The following is a 25913-nucleotide window of genomic DNA, read 5'->3' on the forward strand; positions in this document are numbered from 1 at the left end:
CAAGCGCCGCCGGTCCTGCCGGCGGCGCCGGAGAGCGATATGGGTTTGCTGCTGGACATCCTGAGCACGGCCGCCATGCTGTTCATCGTGACGGCCGGGCTGATGATCATCTTCGGCGTGATGAAGATCGTCAACTTCGCGCACGGCGCGATTCTTACGCTGGGCAGCTACGCCAGCCTGGTGGTGACGCAACTGGGGCTGAATCCCTGGCTGGCGCTGCCGTTCGCGTTGGCGGTCGGCGTGCTGGTGGGCATGGGCGTGGAACGGCTGATCGTGCAGCCGCTGTACAAGCGGCCGCTGGACGCCATCCTGGCCACCTGGGGACTGGGCATCGTGATCGGCCAGCTCATCACCATGGCCTTCGGGCGCGAAGTGAAGTTCGCCGATTCGCCCATCCACGGCGCCGTGTCCTTTCTTGGGACGGAGTATTCGGCATACCGTCTGTTCCTGGTGCCGGCGGCATTGCTGATGTATGCCGCGATGACCCTGCTGCTCAGCGGCACGCGCTTTGGCGTGCGGACCCGGGCGGTCATCATGAACGAGGATCTGGCGCGCGGCCTGGGCATCAACGCCGAGCGCATCCGCTTCACCACATTCGGCCTGGGCGCGGGGCTGGGCGCGCTGGCCGGCGCGCTGATCACGCCCCTGTCCAGCGTCGACCCGAACATGGGGCTGCCGTGGCTGGTCAGCGCCTTCATGCTGGTCATGGTGTCGGGCCATTCGATCACCGCGCTGCTGCTGACCTGCCTGCTCTATGGCGCCTGCCAGGTGCTGGTGAGCGTCTACGTCAGCCCGATCCTGGGCGGCGTCACCATCGCCGTCCTGGCCGCGCTGACGCTGCGTCTGCGTCCTCAAGGATTCGCCCATGACTGACCGCGCATTGATCCCTCAAACACTGGCTGGCGCCGCTGACGACGCCTCGGCGCAAAAGACCGCGCGCAGCCGCAGCCTGCTGGGCCTGGCCGGGCTTTGCCTGGTCCTGACCGCGGCGGGTCCCTGGCTGTTCGACACCTATTTGCTGAATGTGCTGATCAAGGCGCTGTTCTTCGCCGTGGCGGCGATCACCGTGGACGTGCTGTGGGGCTACACCGGCTACCTGACTTTCGGCCAGTCCGCCTTTTTCGGGGTGGGCGCGTACGCCGCGGGCCTGGCCTTCACGCACTACGGATTCTCGCCCGCGATCGCCGCGCTGGCTGCCTTGGCCGCGGTGGGCGCCGCGGCGCTGCTGGCGCTGGTGACGGGCTGGCTGTCGTTCTACCGTGGGGCCTCGCCATTCTTCGCCACGGTGATTTCGCTGGTGCTGCCCATCGTGCTGATGCAGCTGGTGCTGTCCGGCGGCACCTACACCGGCTCTTCATCCGGCCTGACGGGCTACGAAACCTTCGACCTGTCGCTGGAGGCCTGGTACGTGATCGCGGCAGGCGGCCTGTCGGCGGTGGCGCTGCTGGCCTGGGTGGTGGTGCGCAGCGACGGCGGCCGCGTCCTGGTGGCGCTGCGCGACAACGAGGCGCGGTGCAGCTACCTCGGGTTGAACACCGCCCATTGGCGCATCGCGTTGCTGGTGGCCTGCGGCGCGGTGGCAGGCCTGGCGGGCTTCGGCTATGGCGCGTTCAGCGGCGTGGTGGCGCCGGAGCTGACGGGCTTAGTCTTCGGCACGGAACTGATCATCTGGGTCGCGCTGGGTGGGCGCGGCACCATCTGGGGGCCGGTGCTGGGAGCCATCCTCATCAACGTCGCGGGCTCCTATCTCAGCGGCAACATGCCGTTCGTCTGGCAACTGCTGCTGGGCGTGACCTTTGTGCTGGTGATCCTGCTGCTGCCGCGCGGGCTGCTTCCCCTGCTGACCGCGCCCTGGCGCGCAAGGGCAGGGCGCGCGGCCATGCCCGCGCTGGGCGAGCGCGTCGTCCCTGCGCGGCAGGCCGGCGGCGCGGCCCAGGCCTTGAGCCTGGCGGGCGTGTCCAAGCACTTCGGGAGCCTGAAGGTGCTGGAAGGCATAGACCTGCAAGCCTGCGGCGGCGAACTGCTGGGGCTGATCGGCCCCAACGGCGCCGGCAAGACTACGCTGATGCGCTGTATCGCGGACGGCGCCGAACGTTCCCAGGGCAGGCTGGAACTCTATGGCCATGAAGTGCTGCGGCGCGATGGTCCTGAACAATGCGTGCGCCACGGACTGGGCCGCAAGTTCCAGAACGCCAACGTGTTCGACACGCTGACGGTGGCCGAAAGCCTGCGCATCGCGACCACGCTGCGCGAACGGCCGTCTTGGTGGCGCCGATCTTCCACGCTGGATCTGCCGCCCTATGCGCTTGAAACGTTGCGCGTGACCGGCCTGGACCAGTGCCTGGACCATGTGGCGCGCGACCTGTCGCACGGACAGCAGCAGGCGCTGGAACTGGCGATGGTGCTGGCGCTGGAACCGGGCATCGTGCTGCTGGACGAGCCGACGGCCGGGCTGAGCAAGGCCGAACGCCTGCAGATCGGCCACGTGCTGTCGTCCCTGGCGCACCGTTATGGCCTGTGCTGCCTGCTGGTGGAACATGACCTGGATTTCGTCAAGGAGATCGCAACGCGCATCGTGGTCCTGCACCAGGGCCGCATCGTCATGGACGGAGGATTCCGCGAGGTCGTGGAATCCGAACTGGTGCGCACCATTTACGCCGGCAGCGCGCCGGCCGCGCAAGGAGCAGGGCAATGACGAGCATCGCAGCGCCGGCGTTGCGCATGGAAGCGGTATCCAGCGGCTACAAGAGGGCCATGGTGCTGCGTGACGTGTCGCTCACGGTCGAGCGCGGCGCCTGCGTCGCGCTGCTGGGCAAGAATGGCATGGGTAAGAGCACCTTGCTCAAGACCGTCATGGGCTATCTGCCCAAGCAGCGCGGGCGGGTCAGCGTGGGCGGAGTCGACGCCACCCGGCTGCGGCCGCACGAAGTGGCGCGTTGCGGCGTGGCCTACGCCGCCCAGGAACAGCCGCTGTTTCCTGACCTGAGCATCCGCGACAACCTGCGCCTGGGGCTGCCGCGCGACCAACTCTTCGACGAACGCTTCGCCGAGATCGCGGAGCTGTTTCCGGTGTTCACGAGCCGCCTGCGCCAGCACGCCGGCACCCTGTCGGGCGGAGAGCAGAAAATGCTGCTGGTGGCGCGCGGCCTGATGCAGCGGCCCGCGCTGCTGCTGTTGGACGAGATTACGGAAGGGCTGCAGCCCTCGGTGATCGAGCGCCTGGGCCGCGCGCTGAACTGGGAACGCGAGCGGCATGGCACGACGATGTTCATCGTGGAGCAGAACGTGGCGTTCGCGCTGGACGTGGCCGATCGCTACCTGGTGCTCAAGCAGGGCAGCATCGTCGATGAAGGCGAGGCTGGCGCGCCAGAGGCGGCGGGCAATATCATTGCTCATCTGAAAGTATGAAGGCCACGCGGCCCGGATTCGCCATGACGCACACGCGCACTACCCGTTCAAGGATTCCCTCATGAGTACGCCCCAGGACAAGCACGCAGAGCGGCCGGGCTGGCGCATCGGCGTGCTTTATTCGCGCAGCGGCGTCACCGGAACCACGGAATCGCAGCACTTCTTCGGCACGGTACTGGCGGTGGAAGAGATCAACGAACTGGGCGGCGTTCTGGGGCGGCCGCTGGCGCCGGTGGTGTACGACCCGCGCAGCGACGCCGAAGAGTACCGCCGGCTGGCGGCCAGGCTGCTGCTGGACGACGAGGTCAGCGTCATCTTTGGCGGCTGCACCTCGCACTGCCGCAAGGCCATGCTGCCGGTGGTCGAGCGCAGCAATTCCCTGCTGTGGTACGGCTCGGTCTACGAAGGCTTCGAGTATTCGCCCAACGTCATCTACACCGGCGCGGCGCCGAACCAGGGCAGCATGCAGCTGGCTGCATACCTGATCCAGAACTGCGGTTCGCGCATCTTCCTGGTGGGCGCGGACTATATCTACCCGCGCGAGACCAACCGCATCATGCGCGAGACGGTCGAGGAGCATGGCGGCGAGATCCTGGATGAAACCTATCTGCCGCTGGGCTGCGATGACAGCGAGATCAACGACGTGGTGGCGGACATCCGCCGCATCCAGCCCGACGTGGTGTTTTCCACCTTGATCGGCTCCGATGCGCAGCGCTTCTACCAGCGCTACCACGAGGCCTGCCAGGCCGAGGGCGCAGCCACCGCGCACATCCCCATCGCCAGCCTGACCATGGCGGAGTCGGAGGTGGCGGAGATCGGACCGCGGCGCTGCGTGGGCCACATCACCGCTGCGACCTATTTCAATACGGTGGATACGCCCGCCAACGCGCACTTCCTGGAACGCTGGCGCGCCCGCTTCGGCGACCATCCCGCCAGCGTCTATGCCGAGACCTGCTATAGCCAGATGCACCTGTTCGCACGTGCCTTGCAGCGCGTGGGCAGCATGGACACCCGCAAGCTGGTGCAGGCGGTGCATCAGGTGCAGTTCGACGCGCCGGACGGGCAGATGTCCGTGCTGGCGGAAAACAACCATAGCGTGCTGACGCCGCGCATAGGCGTGTGCCGCGAGGACGGTCGCTTCGACATCGTCTGGGAAAGCGACGAACCCGTGAAGCCGGACCCGTACCTCACCGCGTTCGGCCTGGACGAGTTCTGGTTGAAATAGCCATGGACCATAGCCTACGCCGCCTCTACGAGGACCTGCGCAGCGTGGCCGTCGCCGTGGTGTATCCGCCCGGCGAGGATCGCGACCTGCTGGTCGAACAGCTCAAGCGCATCGGTTGCCGCATCCATCTGCACTGGCCGTTTCCGGATGGCCCGCCCGCAGGGGTGGACGTCATCTTCTTCCAGGTATCGCAATGCGGCCGCAACAGCGCCGCCTGGACGGCCAGCGAGGTCGAGGCCACCCTGATCGCCTTGTCCGAGTACGAAACCCCGACCACGTTGAAGCAATTGCTAAAGACCAATGCGCACGGCGTGCTGACGCGGCCGTTCCGCTCGGCGGGCGTGCTCAGCACGCTGGTGCTGGCGCGTTCGGCCAAGCAGTTCCAGAGCCGCCAGCAGTCCAAGATCAACAAGCTGGAAAGCACGATCAAGGCGCGACGCGTCATCGAGAAGGCCATCCGCGTGCTGATGGACCACCAGCGCCTGGACGAGCGCGCCGCCTATGAGCACATGCGTACCCGGGCGACGGGCCTGCGCGTAAGCGTCGCGGAAGTGGCCGCGATGATCGTCGAGGCCAGCGAGGCCATGGAAAAGCTTGGCCTGGGGGCCTTGCGCCCGGGGCCGTCCCAGAACAACTGAACACACTGAATGCGCATGCAGAGGAGCCGGACAATGAAGGTCATGATCGCCCGCCTGAACCACGAGACCAACACGTTCTCGCCGGTGCCCACGCCGCTGTCCGCGTTCGGCAATGACGGTCCCGCCTTCGGCGCCCAGGCTTATGCCGAGAACAAGGGCAAGCGCACGGCCATGTCGGCCTTCATCGATATTGCCGAGGCCAACGGCGCGACCGTGGTCACGCCGGTTTCCGCGACTGCCTACCCCAGCGGCCCGGTGTCGGCGGATGCCTACAGCCGACTGTGCGACGCGATCGTGGCCGGCGCGCAGGGCTGTGGCGCCATCCTGCTCGATCTGCATGGCGCGATGGTGGCCGAGACCACCGACGATGGCGAGGGCGACTTGTTGGAGCGCCTGCGGCGGCGCACGCCGGACGTGCCCATCGCCGTGGCGCTGGATCTGCACGGCAATGTCACGCCCAAGATGATGGCCAACGCCGACGTGGTCGTCAGCTTCAAGACCTACCCGCATGTGGACATGTACGAGACCGGGGAGCACGCGGGCCGTATCCTGTATGACTGGCTCAACGGCGGTCCGCGCCCGGTCATGGCCTGGCGCCGCCTGCCGCTGATGACGCACACCCTGCGCAGCGCCACGTCCCAGGGCGCCATGCGCCGCGCGGTGCAGGCGGCGCGGGGCGCGGAAAAGGGCGGCATGCTGGGCGTCTCCGTGCTGGCGGGCTTCGCCCTGGCTGACATCCCCAACCCATGCCTGAGCGTGGTCGTGGTGGGCTCCGGGCCGCAGGAGCAGGCGGAACGGGTCGCAAGCGAAATGGCGCAGGCCATCTGGGCCGAGCGCGACGGTTACTTCTACGACAGCGAACCCCTGGGCGAGTCGCTGGCCCGCGCGGCGCAACTGGCCCATGGCGCGGACAAGCCCGTGCTTCTGCTGGATCATGGCGACAACTGCATGTCCGGCGGCACCTGCGACACCATGGAGGTGCTGACAGCCGCGGTCGACGCCGGCCTGACGGGCATTATTGCGGGCCTGTACTGTGACCCCGAGGCCGTCGCCGCGCTGGCCGCGGCGGGCGAGGGCGCGCAGGTGGAGCTGGCGGTGGGCAACAAACGGCCGATTCCGGCCATCGGCCGCCCGGCGGCGCCCGTGTTGCTGCGCGGGGTGGTCCGCGCCGTGACCGGCGGCGAATATGTCATTACCGGTCCGACGTACACGGGGCAGACGGCATGCATGGGCCGCAGCGCGGTGCTGGACATAGGCGCTGCGCAATTGGTGATCACCGAGAGAACGCACGAGCCCTGGGACCTGGGCGTGTTCGAGAGCATGGGGCTGGACCCGCGCCGGGCGCGCTTCGTGCTGGTGAAGTCGCGCATGTATTGCCGCCCTGTGTTCGAACCTATCTCCCAGGCGCTGGTGGAATGCGCCAGCGCGGGCGTCACGAGCTCGGACTTCGCGCTGTTTCCCTATCAGCGGCGCAGCCGGCCGCTCCATCCGCTGGATCCGATGGCGCCGTCGGACTACGACCCCGCGGCATGAAGAGTGTGGCGCATGGCGTCCGCATACAATACCGGCCATGGAAAAAGTACGTATCTCCAAGCTCATGTCCGAGCGTGGGCTGTGTTCGCGCCGCGAGGCCGACACCTATATCGAGCGCGGCTGGGTCCGCGTGGACGGCGCCGTCGTGTCCGAACTGGGCGCGCGGGCCTACCCTGACCAGGTCATCACCCTGGAACGCGCCGCGCAGGCGCGCCAGACCTCGCGCGTCACCATCCTGATCAACAAACCCGTGGGCTACGTCTCGGGCCAGGCGGAAAAGGGCTACACGCCCGCCGTGGCCCTGATCGACTCCCGCTCCCGCTTTGCGGGCGACCGCGCGCCGCAGCGTTTCGAGCGTTCGCACCTGGACGGGCTGGCCGTTGCCGGCCGCCTGGACATCGATTCCCAAGGCCTGCTGGTGCTGACCCAGGACGGCCGCATCGCCAAGCACCTGATCGGCGAAGATTCCAGCGTGGACAAGGAATACCTGGTGCGGGTGCAGGGCAACCTGTCCGACAACGGGCTGGCGCTGCTGAACCATGGTCTGTCCCTGGACGGCAAGGCGCTCAAGCCGGCGCAGGTGCGTTGGCAGAACAGCGACCAGCTGCGTTTCGTGCTGCGGGAAGGCAAAAAACGGCAGATCCGGCGCATGTGCGAACTGGTCGGCCTGAAGGTAATCGGCCTGAAACGCGTGCGCATCGGACGCGTGTCGCTAGGCGACCTGCCGCTGGGCCAATGGCGCTACCTGCGTGAAGACGAGCGCTTCTGATTGGTCGAATTGACCGACAGGTGTTGTCGGCCAGTCCTAAATTTTTCAGTCTGTTTCCGGCTTCCGTTTATTTCATGAAAGCGGGAGTATTCTTCGCTTGCCCGACGTCGCCCAGGCGCTCCATCAGGAATTCGATGAAGATCCGGGTCTTGGCGGGCAGCAGCCGTGTCTCCGTCACCGCGTAGACCGGGAACGGACCCAGTTGCCAGTCGGGCAGCACTCGCTGCAATTGGCCGGACTGCTGTTCGGCCAACTGGTCGCCCAACAGCACCACGATGCCCGCGCCCAGCAGGGCCAGGCGCCGGGCCATGGCGACGCCGTTGACGGAAAAGCGGTTGCCGGGCGTGAATTCGATGTGCTGCTGGCCGTCGGTCAGGGGCCAGCGGGTCACCTGCCCGGCGCCCTTGGCGCGGAACTCTATGCACTCGTGGCGGGTCAAGTCGCTGGGATGCCGCGGTTCGCCGTGCTTCTCCAGGTATTCGCGCGAGGCGTACAACTGGGCCGGCAGCATGCCCAAGAGCCTCGCAATCTGTGACGAATCGGGCAGTTCGCCGATTTCGATCGAAACATCGCAGGTCTGGAACACGCGCTGCGCGTGGTCCGGGTTGGCCAGGTCCAGGAAAAACGTGACGTCGGGGTAGCGGCGGGAAAACTCCATGAACGATTCAGCCAGGAAGTCCGTGCCGAAATCCGCGGGCATGTTCACCCGCAGCGGCCCGGCCGGCGTATCGACCAGCTTCTGCAGTTCCTCATGGGCGATCTGCGCCTCGGCCACGATGCGCTGGCAGCGGTCGAAGTACAGCCGGCCCGCGTCGGTCAGTTCGACCTTGCGGGTGGTGCGGCTGAGCAGCCGCAAGCCGACGGAGCGCTCCAGCTCGGCCACCTGGCGGGACAGTGTCGATTTCGGCACGCCGAGCATCGCCGCCGCGCGGCTGAAGCTGCGTGTTTTGGCGACTTCGACGAATAGTTCCATGCCTTGCAAGCGTTTCATGGCGGAATTTTGTCATATTCAACGGTAAAGCCATTGTCCCATAAATGGAATGATGTTTTCTCAACATGCCTCTTTGTTTCTGGGGCGGGATAACGCAGAATGCGAGTTCTGCAATGCAGCAATGCGACAAAGCCCAGCCTGCGTGTTCGAGGCAAATCCACCCAATCGATGCGCACGGAACGCTCATTACGCGATCCGGGGCGGGCTTTTTTTTTGTTGAAATCGGGAATGCAATCTATGGATAAGAAAAGCGCTATGTGGCGCAGCGCGGCAGTCGTCACGCTGACGGCATCGGCCCTCACGCTGGCCGCTTGCGGCAAGAAGCAAGACGCTCCCCAGGCGGGCAAGCCCCAGGTAACGGTCGTGACGCTTGCCACGCAGCCGGTTTCGCTGACCACCGAACTGCCTGGCCGCACCTCGCCGTTCCGCGTGGCCGAAGTGCGTCCCCAGGTCAATGGCATTGTCCAGAAGCGCCTCTTTACCGAAGGCGGCGAGGTCAAGGCGGGCCAGCAGCTCTACCAGATCGATCCCGCCCTCTACCAGGCCAGCCTGGACAGCCAGAAGGCCGCCTTGGCACGCGCCCAGGCGCAGCAGAAGACGGCCGCGTTGCTGGCCGAACGTTACAAGCCGCTGGTCGCCACTCGCGCCGTCAGCCAGCAGACCTACGACAACGCCGTCGCCTCGCGCGATCAGGCCGCCGCCGACGTGCTGTCGGCCAAGGCGGCGCTGGACACGGCCCGCATCAACCTGGTCTACACCAAGGTGCTGTCGCCCATCGACGGCATCATCGGCCGTTCGGCGGTGACCGAAGGCGCGCTAGTCACGGCCAACCAGACCACGGCCCTGGCCGCGGTGCAGCAGATCGATCCCATCTACGTCGACGTGACCCAATCCAGCGTCCAGCTGCTGCGCCTGCAGAACGCGCTGGCCAGCGGCCTGCTGAAAAAGGCCGATGGCGAGCAGGCCGCGCTGGTGACGCTGACCCTGGAAGACGGCTCGCAGTACAGCCAGCCGGGCAAGCTGCAGTTCTCCGAAGTCACGGTGGACCAGGGCACCGGTTCGGTCACCTTGCGCGCGGTGTTCCCCAATCCGGAACGCCGCCTGCTGCCGGGCATGTTCGTGCGCGCCCGCCTGGCCGACGGCGTCGCCGCCGACGGCCTGCTGGTGCCGCAGCGCGGCGTGACGCGCAACCAGCGCGGCATCCCGACGGCGCTGGTGGTCAACGCCAAGAACCAGGTCGAATTGCGCGAACTGAAGACCGACCGCGCCATCGGCGACAAGTGGCTGGTCACCGACGGCCTGGCTGCCGGCGACAAGGTCATCGTGGAAGGTCTGCAGATGGTGCGTCCGGGGGCTGAAGTCGTCGCCACCGAAGCCAGCGCCGCGCAACCGGCGCAGCAGCCGCAAGCAGCCGCCGCGGCGGCCAAGCAGTAGTAGTCAGGAGCCTTGCATGGCAAAGTTTTTTATCGATAGACCGGTCTTCGCATGGGTGATCGCGATCGTGCTGATGATGGCCGGCGCGCTGTCCATCCTGAAGCTGCCGGTCTCCCAATACCCCAACATCGCGCCGCCAGCCATCGGCATCGCGGTGACCTACCCGGGCGCGTCCGCGCAGACCGTGCAGGACACCGTGGTGCAGGTGATCGAGCAGCAGATGAACGGCCTGGACGGCCTGCAGTACATCTCCTCGGAAAGCAACTCCGACGGCAGCATGTCCATCACCCTGACCTTCACGCAGGGCACCAACCCTGATACCGCGCAGGTCCAGGTGCAGAACAAGCTGTCGCTGGCGCAGCCGCTCCTGCCGCAGGAAGTGCAGCAGCAGGGCATCCGCGTCACCAAGGCCACCAAGAACTTCCTGATCGTGGCGGGCTTCGTGTCCACCGACGGCTCGATGACCAAGGACGACCTGGCCGACTACGTCGCCTCGTATGTCCAGGATCCCATCAGCCGCACGCAGGGCGTGGGCGACTTCCAGCTGTTCGGCTCGCAGTACGCGATGCGCATCTGGCTGGATCCCGCCAAGCTCGTCAACTACGGCTTGACCACGGTCGACGTCGTGGCGGCGATCAAGGAACAGAACGTGCAGGTGTCGTCCGGCCAGCTGGGCGGCTTGCCGTCCGTGCGCGGCCAGCAACTGAACGCGACCATCATCGGGCCTTCGCGCCTGGAAAAGGCGGAAGACTTCGGCCGCATCCTGCTCAAGGTCAACGCCGACGGTTCGCAAGTGCGCCTGGGCGACGTGTCCAGCATCGAGCTGGGCGGCCAGACCTACGCCATCGACAGCTTCTACAACGGCAAGCCGGCCTCGGGCCTGGCGGTCAAGCTGGCGCCGGGCGCCAACGCGCTGGATACGGCCCAGGCGGTGCGCGACACCATCAACAACCTGAAGCCTTACTTCCCGCCGGGCATGGACGTCGTCTATCCGTACGACACCACGCCGTTCGTCAGCCTGTCGATCCATGAGGTGTTCAAGACGCTGATCGAGGCCATCATCCTGGTCTTCCTGGTGATGTACTTGTTCCTGCAGAACTTCCGCGCCACCATCATCCCGACGCTGGCAGTGCCGGTGGTGCTGCTGGGCACGTTCGGCGTGCTGGCGGCGTTCGGCTACTCCATCAACACGCTGACCATGTTCGGCATGGTGCTGGCCATCGGCCTCTTGGTGGACGATGCCATCGTGGTGGTGGAAAACGTCGAGCGCGTGATGGCCGAAGAGGGCTTGTCGCCCAAGCAGGCCACCCGCAAGTCCATGTCGCAGATCACCGGCGCCCTGATCGGCATCGCCATGGTGCTGGCGGCCGTGTTCATTCCCATGGCCTTCTTCGGCGGGTCCACGGGCGTGATCTACCGCCAGTTCTCCATCACCATCGTGTCCTCCATGGTGCTGTCGGTGATCGTGGCCATCGTGTTCACGCCGGCCTTGTGCGCGACCTTGCTCAAGCCCATCCCCAAGGGCCATCATGGCTCGAAGAAGGGCTTTTTCGGCTGGTTCAACCGCACGTTCGAGCGCAGCAGCAACGGCTACGCCAATACCGTCGCGCGCGGCTTGAACCGCAGCAAGCGTCTGATGGTGATCTACCTGGCGCTGGTCCTCGCCATGGGCTGGATGTTCACGCGCATTCCGACCGCGTTCCTGCCGGATGAGGACCAGGGCATTCTGTTCGCCCAGATCCAGACGCCTGCTGGCGCCACGGCGGAAGCCACCAAGGCCGTCATCGACGACGCCACCAAGTACTTGCTGAACGAGGAAAAGGACGCCGTCACCTCGGTGTTCGCGGTCAATGGCTTCAACTTCGGCGGCCGCGGCCAGAACGCGTCCATCCTGTTCATCAAGCTGCGCGACTGGGAAGAACGCGGCGACGCCCGCCTGAAGGCCGGCGCCGTGGCGGCACGGGCCAACGCGCACTTCCGCAAGACCGAGCGCCGCGGGCAATTGTTCGTGGTGCCGCCGCCGTCCGTGATGGAACTGGGCAACGTCACCGGTTTCGACTTCCAGTTGATGGACCGCGCAGGCGTGGGCCACGAGAAGCTGCTTGCCGCGCGCAACCAGTTGCTGGGCGAAGCCGCCAAGAGTCCGGTCCTGCAGGGCGTGCGCCCCAACGGCATCGAAGACGCGCCGCAGTACCAGCTGGACATCGACCGCGAGAAGGCGCGCGCCCTGGGCGTGGCGGTCTCGGACATCAACAGCACGCTGGCCACGGCCTGGGGTTCGTCGTACGTCAACGACTTCATCGACCGCGGCCGCGTGAAGAAGGTGTTCGCGCAGGGCGAGGCGTCGTCGCGCATGCTGCCGGAAGACCTGGACAAATGGTACGTGCGCAACAAGGCGGGCGATATGGTGCCGTTCTCGGCGTTCGCCAAGGCCACCTGGAGCTACGGTCCGCAAAAGCTGAACCGCTACAACGGCGTGCCGTCGTACAACATCCAGGGCCAGGCGGCGCCGGGCTACAGCTCGGGCGCGGCGATGGAAGAAATGGAACGCCTGGCGGGCAAGCTGCCGGTGGGCGTGGGCTTTGAATGGACCGGCCTGTCGTTCGAAGAACGCCTGTCCGGCGCCCAGGCGCCCGCGCTATACGCGATTTCGTTGATCGTGGTGTTCCTGTGCCTGGCGGCGCTGTACGAAAGCTGGACCATCCCGTCGGCGGTGATGCTGGTGGTGCCGTTGGGTATCATCGGGGCCTTGCTCGCCACCATGCTGCGGGGCCTGTCCAACGACGTGTACTTCCAGGTGGGCCTGCTCACAACCATCGGCCTGGCGGCCAAGAACGCGATCCTGATCGTCGAGTTCGCCAAAGAGCACTACGAGCAGGGCGCCAGCCTGACGGAATCGGCCATCCACGCCGCGCGGCAGCGCCTGCGTCCCATCCTGATGACGTCGCTGGCGTTCATCCTGGGCGTGACGCCGCTGGCGATCTCGTCGGGGGCGGGTTCGGGCAGCCAGAACGCCATCGGCACGGGCGTGATCGGCGGCATGCTGACCGGCACCTTCCTGGCCATCTTCTTTGTTCCGGCCTTCTTCGTGATCATGCTGCGCGTCTTCAAGGTCAAGCGCATGAGCGAAAACGTCGACGAGCACGACACCAGCGCCAATGGCACGCAGGGCGTCTCGACGGAGGGCCAACCGCAATGACATTCCCGATGAGAACCTTGCTGTCTGTTTCCCTGGCGGCGGCCCTGGCGGGCTGCTCGCTGGCCCCCACCTACGAACGGCCGGACGCGCCGGTCGACGCGGCCTATCCCACGGGTCCGTCCTACCAGGCGGCCCAGCCGGCCGACGCGGGCGGCCTGATGACGGCCGACATCGGCTGGCGCGATTTCTTCGGCTCGGACCCGCTGCTGCAACAGCTGATCGAGCAGTCGCTGGCCAACAACCGCGACCTGCGCGTGGCGGCCCTGAACGTCGAGGCGGCGCGCGCCCAGTACCGCATCCAGCGCGCCGACCTGATGCCCAGCATCGGCATCGCCGGCCAGGAAACGGCCCAGCGTTCGCCGGCCGATCTGTCGCCCAGCGGCCGCGCCACCACCAGCCACAGCTACCAGGTCGGCGCCGCCATGTCGGCCTGGGAGCTGGATCTGTTCGGCCGCATCCGCAGCCTGAGCGACAAAGCGCTGGAATCCTATCTGGCGCTGGACGAAACCCGCACGGCGACCCAGCTGACGCTGATCGCCGAAGTGGCCAACGCCTACCTGACCCTGCGCGCCGACCAGGAACTCGTCGGCCTGACGCGCGACACGCTCAAGAGCCAGCAGGATTCCTTCAAGCTCACGCAGCAGAGCTACGACCAGGGCTTGTCCACGGCGCTGGACCTGAGCCAGGCGGAAGTGTCGCTGCGCACCGCCGAGCGCAACCTGTCGCAATACACGCGCCAGGCCGCGCAGGACCGCAATGCGCTGGTCCTGCTGGTGGGCCAGCCGCTGTCGCCCGAGCTGACGGCGGCGCTGGATAACGCGGTCAAGCTAGACGATGCCATGCTGCCGACCACCTTGCCCGCCGGCCTGCCGTCGGACCTGCTGGCCCGCCGCCCGGACATCCGCGCGGCCGAGCACCAATTGAAGGGCGCCAACGCCAATATCGGCGCGGCGCGCGCCGCCTTCTTCCCGACCATCAGCCTGACGGGCTCGGCCGGTACCGCCAGCGCCAGCCTGGGCGGGCTGTTCGAAGGCGGCTCGGGCGCCTGGAGCTTCGTGCCCCAGATCACCGTGCCGATCTTCGCGGGCGGCTCGCTGCTTGCCGGCCTGGATCTGGCCAAGGTGCAGAAGAACATCCAGGTCGCGCAGTACGAGAAGTCGATCCAGACGGGTTTCCGCGAAGTGGCGGACGCCCTGGCCGGGCGCGGCACCCTGGACGAGCAGATCCAGGCGCAGCGGCTCCTGGTGGCCGCCAACCAGCGCGCCTACGACGCCTCGGATCAGCGTTTCCGCCAAGGCATCGACGACTACCTGAGCGTGCTGGATTCGCAGCGCTCCCTGTACAGCGCGCAGCAGGCCCTGGTGGACACGCGTCGGGCCAGGCTGTCCAACCTGGTCACGCTGTACAAGGTGCTGGGCGGCGGCTGGACCGAACGCACGGTGACCGCGCAGGCCCAGCAGCAATAAGGGCAGGCCGAAAAAAAACGGGCCGATCGAAAGATCGGCCCGTTTTCATTTCAGGTCCAGCAGAACGTCAGGCGCGTTTCTTGGCGATCAGGCCCACCACGAACAGCACGACGATCGCGCCGACGACCGATCCGATCCACCCGGCGGGTTCGCCCGGCGCGTACCAGCCCAGCGATTGGCCCAGGAATCCGGCGACGACCGAACCGACGATACCCAGGATGGTGGTCATGATGATCCCCATGTTCTGGTCTCCGGGCATGATGGCGCGGGCGATCAGGCCCACGACGAACCCGACGATGATCATGATGATTATGCTCATGCGCGTACTCCTTGCTGGAAGTAAAAGGGGGCAGTGTGGCTAGATGATACTCACGCCCCGCGCGTAGCGGCTGTAACAACTGGTGTATGGGGCGCACGGGCAACATTGCGCCCCGCCGGCGCTCAGGAAGTCAGGTCGATCAACTGGCGCACGTCCTTGGTCATGGCCTCGATGCTGTCCGTGTCCGATGCCAGCAAGCGGGCCTTGCCGTCCTTGTCGAATATATACACGCCGCGGCTGTGCGTGACTTCGTACATATTGGCGTCGTCGCCCGGGCGCGGCTTCTCTATCTGGTAGGCCACGCGATAGCGGCGCGCCAGGTCGGCAATCTGCTTTTCATCGCCGGTCACGCCGATGGCGTTGTTGTTGAAGGCATTGACGTAGGCCTGCAGGATGTCCGGCGTGTCGCGGTGCGGGTCCACGCTGACGAACAGGATGCGTACATCGCGGGCCTTGTCGCCCAGGTTCTGCAGCACGGCCGTCAACTGCGCCATGGTGGTCGGGCAGATGTCGGGGCAACTGGCATAGCCGAAGAACAGCAGCACCGTCTTGCCTTTCAGGTCGTCGCTGCTGACCATCTTGCCGCCTGCGCCGGGCAGCGAGAACTTCAGGTCGGGCAGGTGTCCCTTCACGTTGTACAGGGTCCAATCGACGTTCCTGTCGCCGCAGGCAGCGAGAAACACGCACAGGGTCAGCAGCAGGCTGCGCAGGGCGCGGCCGGAAATGAGGTGTCGCATGAGTCCAAGGGCCGGTAGGGGGTAAACCTTTTGATTCTACCCGCAAGGCGCGGGCAGGGCAGGGTGCGGGGGGCGGGCGGACCTGGGGCCGGCTTGTCCTGGCGCAAGCCGCGGGGCCGGGACCGGCCGTCGGACTTGTAAAGCTTTGTCTGGTTATTGTTTGGAAGTGGCGAATTCGCCAGACCGGATGCCATGGCTGCCGCTACATTCAGGACCGTGTCAGATTTCAGAATCCAGAGGCGCCACATATGGACATGCCGGTCAGGAATTCCCTGGGCTACCCCTACTATCCCTACTATCCCGTCGTGCTCGACATCCTGCGCAGCCGCCTGGCGGATTCGGTGCTGGACGCGCCCTGCGGCACGGGCTGGCTGGGCGACATGCTGCCCGCCGCCAGCGGCCGGCAGGTCGATATCGACGGCGTGGGCCTGTGGGAGTTTCCGCAGGCCGGCGGCTACCGCCGCGTGACGGAGCACGACCTGGAAACGCCGTTGACGGTTGCCGAACCCTATGACGCCGTGGTCTGCTGCGAGGCGATCCATCTGCTGACCAACCCCGGCGTGCTGATGCAGAGCCTTTACCGCGCGCTGCGCCCGGGCGGCACCCTGATCGTCACCACGCCCAACACCTGGTATTTCCGTTCGCGCCTGCAGTTCCTGCTGCGCGGCTTCCATTCGGGGTTCCGGCCCATGGTGGGACGGCAGCGCGGCGAGGATTACGTCACGTACTTCCCCTGGAGCTGTCCGCAGCTGCACCTGCTGTTCCAGCACTACGGTTTCAGGGACATCAGCTTGCACGATGTGGACGAGATCAAGCCCAAGCGCATGGTGGAGCATGTACTGGCCGTGCCGTCGCGCCTGTATTACGGCCGCCGGCTCAAACAGGCGCAGGACGAGGAAAGCCGCCGCTATTGGAAGCAGGCCGGCTCCGACCAGTCCGTGCATGGACGCTGGCTGGTGATGTCGGCGCGCCGGCCAGTCGACGACGCCGCCGCAACATAGCAAACGGCCCGCCAGGGCGGGCCGTCGGGTAGCGACCGGGAAGCGGACGCTCAGGCAGGCGTCATGCCGCTATGGCGCAGCAGGGCGTCGATGCGAGGCGCACGTCCGCGGAAGGCGGCGAAGGACTCGGCCGCCGGGCGCGAACCGCCTACTGCCAGCACTTCGCGCCGGAAGCGTGCGCCCGTTTCGGGATCCAGCGTGCCCAGCGCGTTGCCGGCCTGGCGGGCCGCCGCCTCTTCGAAGGCCTCATAGGCGTCGGCCGACAGCACCTCTGCCCACTTGTAGCTGTAATAGCCCGCGCCGTAGCCGCCCGCGAACAGGTGCGAGAAGGCATGCGGCAGACGGTGCCAGGCGGGCGGGAACAGCACGGCCACTTCCTGGCGCACTTCCTGCAGCAGTGCCAGCACTTCGGCAATCGACGCGCCCTGGGCGCGGTCATGCATCAGCATGTCGAACAGCGCGAACTCGATCTGGCGCACGGTCTGCATGCCGCTCTGGTAGTTGCGGGCGGCGACCAGGCGGTCGTAGAGCGCGCGCGGCAGGGGCTCGCCCGTGTCCACATGGGCGGACAGCTTCTGCACCACCGCCCATTCCCAGCAGAAGTTCTCCATGAACTGCGAGGGCAGCTCGATGGCGTCCCATTCCACGCTGGCGAAGGCCGCCGCGCCGGGCTCGTCCACTTCGGACAGCAGGGCATGCAGCGCATGGCCGGTTTCATGGAACAGCGTGATGACGTCGTCGTGCGTCAGGACGGCGGGCTTGTCGCCGTTGGGGCGCGAGAAATTGCAGGTCAGGTAGGCGATGGGCGTCTGCACCTTGCCAGCCACGACGCGGCGCGTGCGTTCGCTGTCGACCCAGGCGCCGCTTTGCTTGCCGGCGCGGGCGTACAGGTCCAGATACAGATAACCGATGAGTTCGCCCTTGGGGCTTTCCACGCGCACGCCGCGCACGTCGCCATGCCAGGACGAGACGGGCGTTTCAGCCAGGCGCACATCGAACAGGGTCTCGATGACCTCGAACAGGCCCGACAGCACGCGCGGCTCGGTGAAATACTGCTTCACCTCGTCTTCGGAGTAGGCGTAGCGCGATTCGCGCAGGCGCTCGGAAGCGTAGGCCACGTCCCAGGGCTGCAGGTCGTCCAGGTCCAGTTCGCCGGTGGCGTAGGCTTTCAGTTCAGCCAGGTCGCGCTGGGCGTAGGGCTTGGCGCGCGCGGCCAGGTCGCGCAGGAACACGGTGACTTCCTGCGCGTCGCGGGCCATGCGGGTCTGCAGGCGCAGCGCGGCGAAGGTGCCCAGGCCGAGCAGGCCGGCTTCCTCGGCGCGCAGGGCCAGCAGCTCTTCGATGAGCGGGGAGTTGTCGAACTTGCCGTCGCCATGTTCCGACGCCACGGTGCCGTAGCCGCGGTACAGCGCCTCGCGCAGCGAGCGGTCCTGGGCGTACTGCATCACCGGCAGGTAGCACGGCATTTTCAGCGTCAGCTTCCAGCCCGGCTTGCCGTCTTCCTCGGCCGCGGCGCGGGCGGCCGCCAGCACGTCAGCCGGAATCCCGGCCAGGCGGGCTTCGTCCTCGACCAGCAGCGCCCAGGCGTCGATCGAGTCCAGCACGTTTTCAGAGAATTTCTGCGAGGCCTGGGCCTCGCGGTCGGAAATGGCGGCGTAGCGTTCGCGGTCTGCGCCTTGCAGCTCCACGCCGCTCAGGCGGAAGTCGCGCAGGGCCATTTCCACGATGCGGCGGCGCACTGGCGTCCAGGACGCGAAATCGGGGGCGGCGGCCAGGCGCTGGTACTGCTTGTACAGGCCTTCGTGCAGGCCGACCCAGGTGGAGAATTCGGTCACCAGGGGCAGGGCGGCGTTGTAGGCTTCGCGCAGTTCCGGGGTGTTGACCACGGCGTTCAGGTGGCCGGCGACCGACCAGGCGCGCCACAGGCGCTCCGAGGCCGTGTCCAGCGGTTCAACCACGGCTTCCCAGGTGGGCGCCAGCGCGGGATCGGCGGCGCGGTCCACGGCCTGGCGGGCGATGCCCAGCAGTTCCTCGACCGCCGGCACGATGTGTCCGGGCTTGACGGCCGCGTAGTCGACGAGGTCGGAGACAGGGGCGAGCAGGGGGTTCTGGGTCATGGTGTTACAGGCTGGGAAGAGGTGAGCAGCGCCACGAGGCGCCGGCAAGGGCATGAGAATCAGGTGAGGGCGATCTGCCCGAACGCAAGGGCAGATCGCAATCCCCGTCCCGCGGCCTGGCCGGCCGCGGGTACGCCGGCCGTCAGGCTGCGGCGCGTTCGGCCGCTTCGATGGTGTTGACCAGCAGCATGGCGATGGTCATGGGGCCCACGCCGCCCGGAACGGGCGTGATGGCGCCGGCCACTTCCTTGGCCGAGGCGAAGTCCACGTCGCCGCACAGCTTGCCGTCGGCGCCGCGGTTGATGCCCACGTCGATGACGACCGCGCCGGGCTTGATCATCGAACCGTTGATCATGCCGGGCTTGCCGGTGGCGACCACCAGCACGTCGGCGCGGCGGGTCTGGGCCGCCAGGTCGCGCGTCTTGGAATTGCAGATGGTGATGGTGGCGCCGGCCTGCAGCAGCAGCATCGCCATGGGCTTGCCGACGATGTTGCTGGCGCCCACGATCACGGCCTCGGCGCCGCGCAGCGTCACGCCTTCCGATTCCAGCATCTTCATCACGCCATAGGGCGTGCAGGGGCGGAACAGCGGCTGGCCGGTCATGAGCAGGCCGGCGTTGCTGATATGGAAGCCGTCCACGTCCTTCTCGGCCGCGATGGCCTCGATGACCTTGTGCGAGTCCATGTGCTTGGGCAGCGGCAACTGCACCAGGATGCCGTGGATGGTCGGGTCCTGGTTCAGGATGGCGATGCGGGCCAGCAGTTCGGCCTCGGTCATGTCCGCGGGGTACTGCTCCTTGACGGAATGCAGGCCGGCCTTTTCGCAGGCGGCTACCTTGTTGCGGACGTACACCTGGGAAGCGGGGTCTTCACCCACCAGCACCACGGCCAGGCCGGGGCGCGTGCCCTTGGCGGCCAGGGCCGCAACGCGTTGGGCAGCTTCTTCGCGAATGCGCGCCGACAGGGCCGCGCCGTCGATAATCCTTGCCGTCATGCCGTCGCCTCGGGTTTGGCCAAGGCCACTTTCATCAAATCAGCTACGGTGGTCACTTCAAGTTTTTCCATGATGTTGGCGCGGTGCGCCTCTACGGTCTTGATGCTGATGCCCAGGTCGTCGGCGATCTGCTTGTTCAAGCGGCCGGCGACGATGCGCTCCAGCACCTGCTGCTCGCGCGCGGTCAGGCGCGCCAGCATGGCTTCGTGGTCTTTCTGGGCCTGGTGCTTGCTCACGCGCTGCGTGGCCTGCTCCAGCATGCGCGCCACGATCTCGCGCAAATCGGATTCATTGAACGGCTTTTCCAGGAAGTCGACCGCGCCTTTCTTCATGGTGGACACGGCCATCGGCACGTCGCCGTGGCCGGTGATGAACACGATGGGCAGCGGCGCATTGCGGGCGATCAGCTGCTCCTGCAGTTCCAGGCCGCTCATGCCGGGCATGCGCACGTCCGCGATCAGCACGCCGATCTGGCTGGCGTCGTAGTCTTCCAGGAAGGACTCGCCGCTGGCGTAGGCGCGAACGCGATAGCCATTGGCCTCCAATAGCCAGCGCAGCGAATCGCGGACCGCTTCGTCGTCGTCAACAATGAAAACCGTGCTCGACAGGTGGGGCGTGTTCATGCGTGCAACTCCTCGGACTGATCGTTCTGGGCCTGCGACTGGGGTGCAGCGCAGGGCAGGGTAAAGCGGAAAATGGTGCCACCGGCGGGATTGGGATCTGCCCACAAGCGGCCGTGGTGCGATTCAATAATGGTACGGCAGATGTTCAGCCCCATGCCCAGGCCCTGGGTCTTGGTGCTGAAGAAGGGTTCGAACAGGCGTTCGGGTTCGGCCAGGCCGTGGCCGCGATCGACCACCGCGACCTCGATGTGCTGTTCATGCAGGATCACGGCGACCTTGAGTTCGTCGGATTCGCTTTTTTCCATGGCCTCCAGCCCGTTCTTCAGCAGGTTCAACAGCACCTGCTCGATCAGGATGGGGTCGGCCAGCACGTCCGGCGCGTTGGACGGCACGAAGCGGTCGATGCGGATACGGCGCTTGCGGGCGTCGATCTCGGCGAAACCGATGGCATTGTCCACGATCCGGCTGATGGCCACGCGCTGGCGGCGGGGCTCGCTGCGCTTCACGAATTCGCGGATGCGGCTGATGATCTTGCCGGCGCGCTCGGCTTGCGAGGCGGCCTTTTCCAGGGCCGGCAGCAGCATGTTGGGGCTGGTGTGGCCGGCCTTGACCAGGGCGACGGCGCCCATGCTGTAGTTGGCGATGGCGGTCAGGGGCTGGTTCAGTTCATGCGCCAGCGAAGACGCCATTTCGCCCATGGTGGTCAGGCGGCTGGTGAGCTGGATCTTTTCCTGCTGCACACGCGAGGCTTCCTCGTGCACGCGGCGCTCGGTGATGTCGCGCGCCACCTGCATGCGCACGCGGCGGCCGTCGGTCCAGGCCAGCATGCGGTGGTGCACTTCGAACCAACGCTGCACCGAGGGCGCGAAGACTTCCACGGATTCGTCGGTGAAGCGGCCGCGGCGGCCGGCCAGCAGCTCGTCGTGGCCGCCGGTCTGGGCGCCGAACACGCGGCGGTAGGTACGGTTGGCGAACAGCAGTTCCAGGCCGTCGTGGGTGTCGGCGGTGACCGAGATGGCGTCGTCCAAGCCTTCCAGCACCGTCATGAAGCGCTCGTGCGCCGCGGTCAGGGCCTCGCGGATGCGCTTGGGCTCGGTGATGTCGGTCATGGAGGTCATCCAGCCGATCTGGTTGCCGTTGGGGTCCAGTAGCGGGGACACATACATGCGCGCCGTGAATCGCGATCCGTCGCGGCGCTGCGCCTCGACCTCCAGGCCGCTGCTGGGCGTCTTGCCGGACATCAGCACGTCCAGGGTGTGCTGATGCTGTTCATGGCGGCCCGGCACCCAATAAGGGAAGGGCGGGCTGCGGCCGATCAGGTCAGCCTCGTTCCAGCCGATCATGCGGCAGAAGGCCGGGTTCACGTAGGCGATGCGGCCTTCCATGTCCAGCACGCGCATGCCGGTGGACATGGAGTTCTCCATGGCGCGGCGGAATCCGGTTTCGGCGATCAGGGCGGCTTCGGCCGCCGAACGGAAACGGGTATAGCGCCACAGCATCAGCAGGCTGATGACGATCACACAGGACAGGGCCAGCACTACCCAGATCAGGCGCTGCTGGCGCATTTCCTGGTCGATGGTGACAAACATGACACTGTCGTCATGGATGCGCTGCAGCCAGAAAAACACCGCCATCACACAGATATAGAGGATCAGCACCATTGCTGGCGTGACCCAGTACACCCCGCGTCGGCGAGTGCGGGCGTGATCGTGGAACGGCGTAGGAATATTGGACTTGGGCGCGCTGGACATGGAATTCGGGCCGGATAGACCGCGCATTTTAGTGCGTGTTGGCAGGGATTTGCCGGGAATCGACTCGTCCTTTTGGAGTACCTAAGTAAAAGTATGACGCCAAAGCGTTCAGCTGGCTTTAAATTTTCCGCATTATGAAATGCCGTACCGCAACATGAAATTTTTCTTGCGACCGGTTAATCTTCTTTCTTAGAATGCCGGCTGATAGGGAACCGACCCAGTAGCAGGTCTCTAGAACACCCCGACCCCATGCATTGCATGGTAGCCCGGATGATCCCGGCTACCATGCAATGTCCGCGAGTAGATATAAGTAAGCGGGTGCGGTCACGAACAATCCAACAGGAGACACACGATGTCCTCTTACGCCCAGGCTGGCGCCGTACAGGCTGCCAACGACGAAGACACCCTTGAAACCCAGGAGTGGCTCGAAGCCCTGGCGGCTGTCCTTGATCGTGAAGGACCGCAGCGCGCCCACTATCTGCTCGAACGTCTGATCGACGAAGCCCGCCGTTCCGGCGCGCATATCCCGTTCTCGCCCAACACCGCCTACGTCAACACGATTCCCCCCGGCCTGGAGCCGGCGCACCCGGGCAACCTGGAGCTGGAATCGCGCATCCGTTCGTACGTGCGCTGGAACGCCATGGCCATGGTGGTCAAGGCCAATAAGCACAATCCGCCGGACGGCGGCGACCTGGGCGGCCACATCGCCTCCTTCGCCTCGCTGGCCACCATGATCGGCTGCGGCCAGAACCATTTCTGGCACGCCGAAGACGAAAACCATGGCGGCGACCTGGTCTACTTCCAGGGCCACACCTCCCCGGGCATGTACGGCCGCGCCTACCTCGAAGGCCGCCTGACCGAAGACCAGCTGAACCACTTCCGCCAGGAAGTGGACGGCAAGGGCCTGTCCTCGTACCCGCATCCCAAGCTGATGCCGGACTTCTGGCAGTTCCCGACGGTGTCGATGGGCCTGGGCCCGCTGATGGCCATCTACCAGGCCCGCTTCCTGAAGTACCTGCACGCCCGCGGCATCGCCGACACCAGCAAGCGCAAGGTCTGGGTGTTCTGCGGCGACGGCGAAATGGACGAACCCGAATCCCTGGGCGCCATCGCCCTGGCTGCCCGCGAAAAGCTGGACAACCTGATCTTCGTCATCAACTGCAACCTGCAGCGCCTGGACGGCCCGGTGCGTGGCAACGGCAAGATCATCCAGGAACTCGAAGGCGACTTCCGCGGCTCGGGCTGGAACGTGATCAAGCTGATCTGGGGTGGCTACTGGGATCCGCTGCTTGCGCACGACAAGGAAGGCATCCTGCGCAAGATCATGGAAGACACCGTCGACGGCGAGTACCAGGCGTACAAGGCCAACGACGGCAAGTTCGTGCGCGAGCACTTCTTCGGCAAGCATCCGAAGCTGCTGGAAGCCGTGTCGCGCATGAGCGACGAAGACATCTGGCGCCTGAACCGCGGCGGCCATGACCCGCACAAGGTGTACGCCGCGTTCAACGCCGCCGCCACCCACGAGGGCCAGCCCACCGTCATCCTGGCCAAGACCATCAAGGGCTACGGCATGGGCCACGTCGGCCAGGCCAAGAACCCCACCCACCAGCAGAAGAAGCTGGAGCTGGACTCGATCCGCGAATTCCGCGACCGTTTCGGCATCCCCATCCCGGACGACCAGCTGGCCGACCTGCCGTACTTCAAGCCGGCCGAAGACTCGCCCGAAATGAAGTACCTGCACGAGCGCCGCGCCGCGCTGGGCGGCTACCTGCCCCGCCGCCGCGCCAAGGCCGACGAGCAACTCAAGGCCCCGGCGCTGGACGCCTTCAAGGCCGTGCTGGAACCCACCGCCGAAGGCCGTGAAATCTCCACCACCCAAGCCTTCGTGCGCATCCTGAACCAGGTGCTGCGCGACAAGGAGCTGGGTCCGCGCGTCGTGCCGATCCTGGCCGACGAATCGCGCACCTTTGGCATGGAAGGCCTGTTCCGCCAAATCGGCATTTATGCGCCGGAAGGCCAGAAGTACACCCCGGTCGACAAGGACCAGGTCATGTACTACAAGGAAGCGGCCGACGGCCAGCTCCTGCAGGAAGGCATCAACGAAGCGGGCGCGATGAGCTCCTGGATTGCGGCGGCCACGTCGTACTCCTCGAACAACCGCATCATGATCCCGTTCTTCATCTACTACTCGATGTTCGGGTTCCAGCGCATCGGCGACCTGGCCTGGGCCGCCGGCGACATGCAGGCGCGCGGCTTCCTCCTGGGCGGCACCGCCGGGCGCACCACGCTCAACGGCGAAGGTCTGCAGCACGAAGACGGCCACAGCCACATCCTGGCGTCGACCATCCCGAACTGCGTCTCGTACGACCCGACCTTCGGCCACGAACTGGCCGTGATCATCCAGCATGGCCTGAAGCGCATGGTGGAAGACCAGGAAAACGTCTACTACTACCTGACGGTGATGAACGAAAACTACCCGCAGCCCGGTCTGACCCAGGGCGACGAGGAAGGCATCATCAAGGGCATGTACAAGCTCAAGTCGCACGGCAAGGGCAAGAACCGCGTGCAGCTGATGGGCTCGGGCACCATCCTGCGCGAAGTCATGGCCGCGCAAGAACTGCTGGAAGCCGACTGGGGCGTGGCTTCGGACCTGTGGAGCGTCACCAGCTTCACGGAACTGCGCCGCAACGGCCTGGACGCCGAGCGCCACAACATGCTGCACCCCGACGAGAAGAAGCCGCAGGTGGCTTACGTCACGGAACAGCTGGCCAAGACGGAAGGCCCGATCATCGCGTCGACCGACTACATGAAGCTCTTCGCCGACCAGATCCGTCCGTTCGTGCCCAAGGGCCGCGAGTACAAGGTGCTGGGCACCGACGGTTTCGGCCGCTCGGATTTCCGCTCGAAGCTGCGTGAGCACTTCGAAGTGGATCGCCACTTCGTCGTCGTCGCCGCGCTGCGCGCGCTGGCCGACGAAGGCAAGGTGCCGGTCGCCAAGGTGGCCGAAGCCATCAAGAAGTACGGCATCAATCCGAACAAAGCCAACCCGCAATACGCCTGAGGGTAAAGAGACATGAGCAACATCGTGCAAATCAAGGTTCCCGACATCGGCGACTTCAAGGAAGTGGAAGTCATCGAAGTGCTGGTGGCGGTGGGCGACACGATCAAGGCTGAACAAAGCCTGATCACCGTCGAGTCCGACAAGGCCTCGATGGAGATCCCCGCGTCGCAAGGCGGCGTGGTGAAGTCGATCAGCGTGAAGGTGGGCGACAAGGTTGCCGAAGGCACGGTCGTGCTGGAAGTGGAAGCGTCGGGCGCGGGCGAGGCTGCGGCCCCCGCGGCTGCGCCGGCCAAGGAAGAGGCTCCCAAGGCCGAAGCCAACGCTGCCGCGCAGCCGGCCGCTGCCGCCGCACCGGCCACCTCCAGCGGTCCGGTGAACATCGAAGTGCCCGACATCGGCGACTTCAAGGAAGTCGAAGTCATCGAAGTCATGGTCGCGGTGGGCGACACCATCAAGGCCGAGCAAAGCTTGATCACCGTCGAGTCCGACAAGGCCTCGATGGAAATCCCCGCCTCGCAAGGCGGCGTGGTCAAGGAAGTGAAGGTCAAGGTCGGCGACAAGGTTGCCAAGGGCTCGGTCGTGGTCGTGGTGGAGGGCGCCGCGCCCGCTGCCGCTGCCGCCGCCGCCCCGGCTCCGGCCGCCAAGGC

General features: G+C 66.1%; 20 protein-coding genes. 13 read left to right on the forward strand and 7 right to left on the reverse strand.

Annotated features, from left to right (window positions below; all coding sequences use genetic code 11):
* Positions 1 to 39: 39 nt before the first annotated feature.
* From HV766_RS26315 to HV766_RS26345, 7 genes are all read left to right on the forward strand, one after another.
* Positions 40 to 873 (forward strand): branched-chain amino acid ABC transporter permease, encoded by an 834-nt coding sequence (locus tag HV766_RS26315; RefSeq protein ID WP_054456630.1) that lies wholly within the window; start codon positions 40 to 42, stop codon positions 871 to 873.
* Positions 866 to 2695 (forward strand): branched-chain amino acid ABC transporter ATP-binding protein/permease, encoded by a 1830-nt coding sequence (locus HV766_RS26320; RefSeq protein WP_175182121.1) that lies wholly within the window; start codon positions 866 to 868, stop codon positions 2693 to 2695. Before HV766_RS26315 ends, HV766_RS26320 begins: the two co-directional genes overlap by 8 nt.
* Positions 2692 to 3408 (forward strand): ABC transporter ATP-binding protein, encoded by a 717-nt coding sequence (locus HV766_RS26325; protein WP_119449519.1) that lies wholly within the window; start codon positions 2692 to 2694, stop codon positions 3406 to 3408. The genes HV766_RS26320 and HV766_RS26325 overlap by 4 nt, the downstream gene beginning before the upstream one ends.
* Positions 3409 to 3469: 61 nt before the next feature.
* Positions 3470 to 4633 (forward strand): transporter substrate-binding domain-containing protein, encoded by a 1164-nt coding sequence (locus HV766_RS26330; RefSeq protein ID WP_054456632.1) that lies wholly within the window; start codon positions 3470 to 3472, stop codon positions 4631 to 4633.
* Positions 4634 to 4635: 2 nt separating this feature from the next.
* Positions 4636 to 5271 carry an ANTAR domain-containing response regulator gene (locus HV766_RS26335; protein ID WP_054456633.1) on the forward strand — a complete coding sequence of 212 codons (636 nt, stop codon included), beginning with the start codon at positions 4636 to 4638 and terminating at the stop codon, positions 5269 to 5271.
* Between the two features lie 33 nt (positions 5272 to 5304).
* Positions 5305 to 6804, forward strand: coding sequence for a M81 family metallopeptidase (locus HV766_RS26340; RefSeq protein WP_175182122.1), 1500 nt, complete (start codon positions 5305 to 5307; stop codon positions 6802 to 6804).
* Positions 6805 to 6841: 37 nt separating this feature from the next.
* Positions 6842 to 7573 carry a pseudouridine synthase gene (locus HV766_RS26345; protein WP_054456635.1) on the forward strand — a complete coding sequence of 244 codons (732 nt, stop codon included), beginning with the start codon at positions 6842 to 6844 and terminating at the stop codon, positions 7571 to 7573.
* 67 nt (positions 7574 to 7640) lie between these two features.
* Here HV766_RS26345 and HV766_RS26350 read toward each other — a convergent pair whose 3' ends face one another.
* Entirely contained in the window at positions 7641 to 8546 is a 906-nt protein-coding gene (locus HV766_RS26350) for a LysR family transcriptional regulator (protein WP_054456859.1), read from the reverse strand.
* 255 nt (positions 8547 to 8801) lie between these two features.
* Here HV766_RS26350 and HV766_RS26355 point away from each other — a divergent pair, with 255 nt between their 5' ends.
* Genes HV766_RS26355 through adeC form a run of 3 tightly spaced genes read left to right on the forward strand, consistent with a single transcriptional unit; the run spans position 8802 to position 14663 of the window.
* The gene (locus HV766_RS26355) at positions 8802 to 9998 is read left to right on the forward strand and encodes an efflux RND transporter periplasmic adaptor subunit (RefSeq protein ID WP_054456636.1); all 1197 of its coding nucleotides are present in this window, start codon (positions 8802 to 8804) and stop codon (positions 9996 to 9998) included.
* 16 nt (positions 9999 to 10014) lie between these two features.
* Positions 10015 to 13197 (forward strand): efflux RND transporter permease subunit, encoded by a 3183-nt coding sequence (locus HV766_RS26360; RefSeq protein WP_054456637.1) that lies wholly within the window; start codon positions 10015 to 10017, stop codon positions 13195 to 13197.
* Complete coding sequence (gene adeC / locus HV766_RS26365; RefSeq protein WP_054456638.1) at positions 13194 to 14663, forward strand: AdeC/AdeK/OprM family multidrug efflux complex outer membrane factor; 1470 nt, start codon at positions 13194 to 13196, stop codon at positions 14661 to 14663. Before HV766_RS26360 ends, adeC begins: the two co-directional genes overlap by 4 nt.
* Positions 14664 to 14730: 67 nt before the next feature.
* On the opposite strand, the gene HV766_RS26370 is transcribed toward adeC, so the two are convergent.
* Both HV766_RS26370 and HV766_RS26375 read right to left on the reverse strand, forming a co-directional pair.
* Positions 14731 to 14982: a GlsB/YeaQ/YmgE family stress response membrane protein gene (locus HV766_RS26370; RefSeq protein ID WP_013393352.1), complete on the reverse strand. Its 252-nt coding sequence runs from the start codon at positions 14980 to 14982 to the stop codon at positions 14731 to 14733.
* A 122-nt stretch (positions 14983 to 15104) separates the two neighbouring features.
* Positions 15105 to 15719 (reverse strand): SCO family protein, encoded by a 615-nt coding sequence (locus tag HV766_RS26375; protein WP_119449524.1) that lies wholly within the window; start codon positions 15717 to 15719, stop codon positions 15105 to 15107.
* A gap of 248 nt (positions 15720 to 15967) precedes the next feature.
* Here HV766_RS26375 and HV766_RS26380 point away from each other — a divergent pair, with 248 nt between their 5' ends.
* On the forward strand, positions 15968 to 16720 hold the full coding sequence (locus HV766_RS26380; RefSeq protein WP_175182123.1) for a class I SAM-dependent methyltransferase: 753 nt from the start codon (positions 15968 to 15970) through the stop codon (positions 16718 to 16720).
* Between the two features lie 50 nt (positions 16721 to 16770).
* Here the strand turns inward: HV766_RS26380 and HV766_RS26385 are convergent, their stop codons facing one another.
* The 4 genes from HV766_RS26385 to HV766_RS26400 all read right to left on the reverse strand — a co-directional run bounded on the left by HV766_RS26385 (position 16771) and on the right by HV766_RS26400 (position 22205).
* The gene (locus tag HV766_RS26385) at positions 16771 to 18837 is read right to left on the reverse strand and encodes a M3 family metallopeptidase (protein ID WP_175182124.1); all 2067 of its coding nucleotides are present in this window, start codon (positions 18835 to 18837) and stop codon (positions 16771 to 16773) included.
* A gap of 142 nt (positions 18838 to 18979) precedes the next feature.
* The gene (gene folD / locus HV766_RS26390) at positions 18980 to 19831 is read right to left on the reverse strand and encodes a bifunctional methylenetetrahydrofolate dehydrogenase/methenyltetrahydrofolate cyclohydrolase FolD (RefSeq protein ID WP_175182125.1); all 852 of its coding nucleotides are present in this window, start codon (positions 19829 to 19831) and stop codon (positions 18980 to 18982) included.
* Positions 19828 to 20454: a response regulator transcription factor gene (locus HV766_RS26395; RefSeq protein ID WP_054456641.1), complete on the reverse strand. Its 627-nt coding sequence runs from the start codon at positions 20452 to 20454 to the stop codon at positions 19828 to 19830. Before HV766_RS26395 ends, folD begins: the two co-directional genes overlap by 4 nt.
* Positions 20451 to 22205 (reverse strand): PAS domain-containing sensor histidine kinase, encoded by a 1755-nt coding sequence (locus tag HV766_RS26400; RefSeq protein WP_013393358.1) that lies wholly within the window; start codon positions 22203 to 22205, stop codon positions 20451 to 20453. The genes HV766_RS26395 and HV766_RS26400 overlap by 4 nt, the downstream gene beginning before the upstream one ends.
* A 352-nt stretch (positions 22206 to 22557) precedes the next feature.
* Between HV766_RS26400 and aceE the strand changes: the two genes are divergently transcribed.
* Complete coding sequence (gene aceE / locus HV766_RS26405; protein ID WP_054456642.1) at positions 22558 to 25266, forward strand: pyruvate dehydrogenase (acetyl-transferring), homodimeric type; 2709 nt, start codon at positions 22558 to 22560, stop codon at positions 25264 to 25266.
* 12 nt (positions 25267 to 25278) lie between these two features.
* On the forward strand, positions 25279 to 25913 hold a 635-nt coding region (locus HV766_RS26410), incomplete at its 3' end, for a biotin/lipoyl-containing protein (RefSeq protein ID WP_302476949.1).

The sequence above is a fragment of the Achromobacter aegrifaciens genome, from assembly GCF_902859735.1.
Taxonomy (GTDB): Bacteria; Pseudomonadota; Gammaproteobacteria; order Burkholderiales; family Burkholderiaceae_B; genus Achromobacter; species Achromobacter aegrifaciens.